This window comes from Moraxella sp. HMSC061H09, assembly GCF_001809255.1.
Taxonomy (GTDB): domain Bacteria; phylum Pseudomonadota; class Gammaproteobacteria; order Pseudomonadales; family Moraxellaceae; genus Moraxella; species Moraxella catarrhalis.
Genome location: NZ_KV796839.1, coordinates 79,388 through 85,785 on the forward strand (window position 1 = coordinate 79,388; position 6,398 = coordinate 85,785).

Annotated in this window: 4 protein-coding genes; 2 read left to right on the forward strand and 2 right to left on the reverse strand. The window is 41.3% G+C overall.

Annotation, left to right across the window (positions count from 1 at the left end):
- Positions 1–93: 93 nt before the first annotated feature.
- Positions 94–1,398 carry a peptidylprolyl isomerase gene (locus tag HMPREF2573_RS03100; RefSeq protein WP_004463026.1) on the reverse strand — a complete coding sequence of 435 codons (1,305 nt, stop codon included), beginning with the start codon at positions 1,396–1,398 and terminating at the stop codon, positions 94–96.
- Positions 1,399–1,549: 151 nt separating this feature from the next.
- Positions 1,550–4,330, reverse strand: coding sequence for an LPS-assembly protein LptD (locus HMPREF2573_RS03105; protein WP_003659983.1), 2,781 nt, complete (start codon positions 4,328–4,330; stop codon positions 1,550–1,552).
- A 289-nt stretch (positions 4,331–4,619) separates the two neighbouring features.
- On the opposite strand from HMPREF2573_RS03105, the gene HMPREF2573_RS03110 reads away from it, so the two are divergent.
- Positions 4,620–5,660 carry an aminoglycoside phosphotransferase family protein gene (locus tag HMPREF2573_RS03110; protein WP_070472518.1) on the forward strand — a complete coding sequence of 347 codons (1,041 nt, stop codon included), beginning with the start codon at positions 4,620–4,622 and terminating at the stop codon, positions 5,658–5,660.
- Complete coding sequence (gene murU / locus HMPREF2573_RS03115; RefSeq protein WP_003659980.1) at positions 5,657–6,376, forward strand: N-acetylmuramate alpha-1-phosphate uridylyltransferase MurU; 720 nt, start codon at positions 5,657–5,659, stop codon at positions 6,374–6,376. The genes HMPREF2573_RS03110 and murU overlap by 4 nt, the downstream gene beginning before the upstream one ends.
- Positions 6,377–6,398 lie beyond the last annotated feature (22 nt).

Below are 6,398 nucleotides of genomic sequence, written 5' to 3' on the forward strand. Positions count from 1 at the left end.
TAGCTTTGCTTAAATTCCCAAGATGATTTTATTTGCCTTAATAACCTGAGTAAAAAATACCGAAGTATAAATCTTCGGTATTTTTATTTTTATTCATTCATAAATTTTAATATAAGCACTTGAGCGTAATTCTTGCAACCAATCTTCTTGAGCCTGTGGTGCGCTGCGCAAGAATAGATATTCGTGTGCAGCGTTGCGTCGATATTGCTCGGTAATATCATGTTGTTTAATATCGTTGACTTTTAGGATATGCCAACCAAATTGAGAGCGAAATGGTGTTGAAAAATCACCTTTTGCTGTATTTTTCATCATGGTTTCAAATTCTGGCACCATATCGCCTTCATTAACCCAGCCTAAACTGCCATGTTGTGAAGCTGAACCTGTGTCATCTGAATAAGTTGCCGCCAAGGTCCCAAAATCGGCACCTTGTTGTAATTGTTGATAAATGGCATTGATTTTTTGTTCAGCGATATCACTGCTTTGATTGCTATCAATACGAGCCAAAATATGGCTGGTTTGCCATTTAGGTACGATGACTTGATTTTGTTGTTGCTTATTAACCACTTTGACGATATCAATACCATTTACGGTAACGATCGGCGTTGATGTTTGTCCAATAGTTAGCTTATCTACTTTGGCAGCAATGGCTGGCGGTAGAGCGGTGGCATTAATCAGCCCAGTATCAGCACCTTGAAGATCGGGCGTATAATCACCACGAGCATTTTGCATGGCTTGATCCAAATTCATGCCAGCATCTAAAGAAGATTTAACACGCTCAGCAACTAAGGCGGCCTGCTGGCGGTTTTGCTCGCTGGCAGTATTATCAAGATAAGGCACACGAATATGTAAAAGGCGGTACTGAACTTGATTTAAGCGTGCTGATTCAGGACTGCTTAAAAAAGCATCAATCTGATCGTCGGTAATACGTACACGGCTTTGAATCTGATTTTGCCATAATGCTTGTATGGCGGCATCTTGAATTAAGTTTGCACGCAACGCAGCATAACTGCCTGCACGCTCGGCATCAAGTTTGGATTGAAACTCTGATAAACTATTCACGCCTTGGGATTGGGCAATTTGTAATAACTGCTGATCAATCACCTCATCATTTGGAACGACACCAGCACGATTAATGATGGCAAGCTGAAGTTTTTCATTGATTAGCTCATCTAAAGCCAGCGTTTGTGCTTGATCTTGAGTGACATTGCCGCCGTTTTTTTGGATTTCAGTTGCGACCAGCTCAGTGGCTTGATTGAGCTCACTTTTTAAAATAATTTCATCATTGACAACAGCGACAATACCGTCATGACTATTTCCGCTGATTGATGCTTGTGACACAAGGCTTGTGCAGCTGATGACAGCAGCGGTTAAAGTTTTGATGATAAATTTACCTTGCATTGGATAATCCTTAATTGTGAATAATAAAATATCAACTTAAATGCGTAGAGTTTAGCACTTGTCTGCTTGAGCGTCAAACCAAACGGCATAGTATTTGCTGATATGGTGGTATGAATTTTAGGCTCTATTTGAGGCTACGGCTGGCATGCATTTAGTAATCATGTCTCCAAGCATTTTGAACCTGATCATAGCCTAGTACCTTTTCGCTCAAAAGTCGATTCAAACGACCGCCGCCACCGATACCGTTTAGGCGAACTTCTGCCATTACTGCAGTATCAGGTGATAAATGTGGATTGAAAGCATCACGATAGCGTCTTGCATAGATTGACAAACCATAACAGCAATCTTCATAATTTAGCCCCATCAAAGAATCCATGACATAATCTAAGTTGTAGTCGTATTGTAGTTGACCCATCATACGCCAGCGATTATTGATTGGAAAAATGGCGGAGGCAGTATATGCTGATAATGCTGATTGATTAAAAGCACGATTTTCTTTTCTTTTGACAATACCTAGGTTAAATAACTTACGATCACTTGGACGATAGCGAATTTGTGCCACAATACTGCTCAAATCATAATTTGTTCTAAATGAACCTGATGCATCAAACCATAAATTGTCTTTTGGCTGTAGGCTGGCTTGCCATGCCAAACCAGAGCTTCTGCTGCTATAGCTTTCGCTGTCATTGATACCAACACGGATATGACTCAATAAAATCTGTTCTGCGATCCCGCCTTCAAAGCGTGTCCTGCCCATTTTATCTATATAACGGTAGCTGACTGCAGGCGTGACGGCGTGTAAATCTTGAATGCGATCATGACCCAAAAACCAGTTATTGTTCAAAAGCTGCTCATAGCTAAGCTGTGCAATTTTTGTCTCAAAATTTGGTACATTGTGTTGATCTTTAAAAGGCGTGTAAGTATAGTGTAATCTTGGTGTCAGTACTTGATAGCCACCTGTATCTTGATGCATGCCAAATGGTGCACCCGCTTTTTCAAAAAATAGCCCAGCATCCAAGCTGACCGTCGGTGCAAATACCGAATGGCGACCATTTTTCTTAGCGATATTTTGGTCGGCTAAGCTGTCTTCGTCATAGCTGGTATATAGATGTGTCAGGCTAAGTTTTGGCGTCAAATAACCCCAAGAGCGAAGCAGTGGATAACTGGCTGTGAATTGGTTAAATATTCTACCACCGCTTTTTTCTGGTTCAGAGTTATCTTTAATGGATTTTTTGAAATAGGCAGAATTATGAATACCACCCAGTTCAAGACCGCTGGGTGTACCCATCCATATGCGAGGCAAACGATAGTTGACCGATAGCTGTGGTAGGCGTGCATATGGTCTATCTTTGTCTGTAATTGGCCGACCATCTAAGCCAAAACCGTCTAAACGCTGAAAATCTTCAAATCTTAAATCAGCTGAGACATTTTCATCCAAGAAGCTTGTGCCGATGCGTCTTGGTAGATTTAGCTTAGCACTCTCAACACCCAAGGCATTAAAGTCTGATAAATAATTGGCATCAGAAACAGATTGATATTGTGCGTAAGTGGTAATTTTATCAAACTGCTTGGGTTGCCATGTATGATCAAATTGTATTCGGCTACGGTCTTTATCATGATATTGCTGATCTTTTGGAAGGTACGAAGCAGTCAACACCCCTGATCCATAATCTTGGGTCAGATAACGAAATTCGCCAGTCAGCATAGGATTGCGGTTAGTAAATACAGTTGGCGTAATGGTTGCATCATAATTTGGTGCCAAATTCAGATAATAAGGCGTACTAATTTCAAAACTGTCCGATGCACCAAATCCCATTGATGGTAATAAAAATCCAGAAGAGCGACGAGCATCGATCGGAAAGTTAAAATAGGGCAGGTAAAAGACAGGTACTTTTTTGATACGCAAGGTGGTATTTTTGGCGATAGCACGACCTGTATCGGTATTGATATCAATGCTATCAGTATCTAAGTACCATTTGCGTTCTGTGGGTGGACAGGTGGTGAACATGACATGTTGAAGCCGATATTCGCTACTGCTTATTTTATCCATTTGACTGGCATAACCGTGAGCATTGATGGTAGTGCTTGCAAAAGCAACATCTTGTGCGGTCGCTGTCTGACCATCTGTATGGTATACTAAGTTTTCAGCCATGCCAATAATGCCAGCACTGTGATCACTTGCACCGCCATCACTAAATTGTACTTGACCTGACGCAGTGGCTTGCCCTGTTTGGGTGTCTAAAGTAAGCTTATCAGCGGTTACACGCCGACCGTTTTGTTCCATAATGACATTGCCAGACAGTTCGGCATAAGTTTGAGCGTCATAATATCCATAATCAGCTTGAGCAAAAATACCATCTTCTGTAATCGGATTACCATTTTCATCCAGTTTTGGGGTGGTAGGGCGGTTTGTGTGTGTTGCTTGGTGGATTGGCTGCATCCACATACCCTGACAACGATGAGCGTCTGGATCGGACTTAATATGGTAGTTTTCGGCTAATTTGGCTAAGCTTTTACTGGCAGAGGGTGTATCATGCTTATCCGTCAGCCTGGCAGTGTTTAAACTTGGATTGTCTGACTTACTAGCAAAGGCGTCAAGCTGACTCATCTGATGATTGCCTTGATTTGCTTGACTGCTTGTCTGCTCGGCTGCCTGCTGTGTGATAACTTCAAAATCAAAGCCATCAAAGGCATTGGCAGTATCATCATGACTTTGTAGATGGGCGTCTAAGGCTAAGACAGTATTGGGTTTGGTATTTGGTGTATCAGGCAAATTTTTTGAGCTGTCAGCACCAACGACTGTCAGTGAACGGCTGGTATTGAGTTCTGCATAAGTTGGTATGACAAATGGCAAACTGGCGATACCAAATAGTGCGTAACGAATAGCGGTAGTCAAATATGTCTTTGAGCGATGGTGATGAGCGGTGTGCATTAAACTTGCACAAAGAATACGAGAGCGAATCACAGCCAAACCTTACGAATACAGATAAATTTTTGCTATTTTACACCATTCTGAGCGTTTGGTGCGATTATTTTATCGGTTTTATGGATGAAATTTTAATCTAGGTATGATGAGATACTTGGTAGCGCAATCAATGTTTGACGACGCTTTTTAGACAAAAGTTTGTCAAATGCTTGATTATTTTGTATAACGATACTGGTTTAAACCACCAAAATCCGCTAAACTGTCATTTTGATATCACCAACAGTTGAGAAAATTTATGAGCGATGTACGCCACACTCAGATGATGGAATTTTTAAATGCAAATTTGGCGACCGACTTTCGTGTAGAAAGCTTATCGGGAGATGCCAGTTTTCGTCGTTACCACCGCATTTATTTACCCATGCGTGGCGAGGTGGGCGGTCATGAGATGACATATCTTTTGATGGATGCACCACCTGATAAAGAAAGTATTCAAGATTTTATCCATGTGGCAGGTATCATGAGCGAAACGGTAAATGTACCTGATATTATGGCGTGTGATGAAGCGATGGGATTTTTGCTTTTACAGGATTTTGGTACGGTGGAGTTTGCCCATGCCATTGCCAAAGACACTGATAACAAAGATGGCTATTACACCAAGGCGTTACAGACATTGGCTCAGCTACAGACGATTAAGGGAGCTGATTTGCCTAAGTATAGTAATGAAAAATTAGCCCAAGAAATGGACTTATTTAGCGAGTGGTTTTTACCTTATTTGGGAATTGGGCTAACTCAGAAAGATGCTCAAAAATGGGAAAGTTTAAAACAAACACTCATCATGCAGATTAATAAGCAGCCTCAAGTGATTGTACATCGTGATTACCACAGTCGTAATTTGATGATGGATAAGGACAGTGATCATCTTGGTGTGATTGATTTTCAAGATGCGGTGATTGGTGCGTATACTTATGATTTGGTCAGTCTAGTGCGAGATGCATATATTGATTATAATGAGGTGTGGGCCCAAAAGCGTATGCATGAATTTTATCAATTGATTAAACCCAGCGTTGATTTGGGAACTTTTATTTCACAAACCAATATAATGGGCATACAGCGTCATTTGAAAGTTTTGGGGATTTTTATTCGCTTGTCAGAGCGTGATGGCAAGCACCGCTATCTTAAAAACATCCCCAAGGTAATGAGCGACTTGGTGGCTGAGCTGTCTTGGCTGTCTGAGCGTAGTCATGATGCGATTTATGGTGAATTTATGGCATGGCTTAAAAATAGGGTACTACCTGCTTATAGCACCAAATTTGGGTACTTATCGGAGCGGTTATGATTCAGCAAGCGATGATTTTGGCAGCAGGTAAAGGCACCCGTATGCGTCCATTGACGCTCACAAAGCCTAAACCTCTGATTCCAATTGCTGGTAAGCCGCTGATTGTATGGCATATCGAGCGTTTGGCGACGGCAGGTGTACACCGCATTGTCATCAATACCAGCTATCTATCTGAGGTGTTACTCACAGAACTTAAGACACTCAATTTATCTAAAAAATTTGGCATTGAGATTTTACTTTCTATTGAACAAGGTGAGCCACTTGAGACTGCAGGCGGTATTAGATTTGCTTTGGATCAAGGTTTGTTGTGTGATTTGCCATTTATTTTGATTAATGGTGATATTTGGACGGAATTTGAGTTTGATCGGCTGGTTCATCATCAGCTTAATAAGCATTTGGCACATCTAATCTTGGTGGATAATCCCAAGCATCATCCTGAGGGTGATTTTGGGCTAATCAAAGAAAAAGTATGCTTAAAAAGTGATGATCATACCGCATTAACCTTTGCAGGGATGAGCGTCATGTCGCCTAAAATCGTGGCATCACTGAACCAAGGGCAAATTGCACCACTGGCACCCTATTTAAAATCTGCCATCAATCAGCAGTTGGTGAGTGGCGAGCATATGACAGATCACTGGATGGATGTTGGCACGCTTGATAGGCTTGCCAGGACCGAAGCCTATGTCCAAAATAAATATGCCAATGCTAAAAAATAACCCATTAAATATCAATAACTTA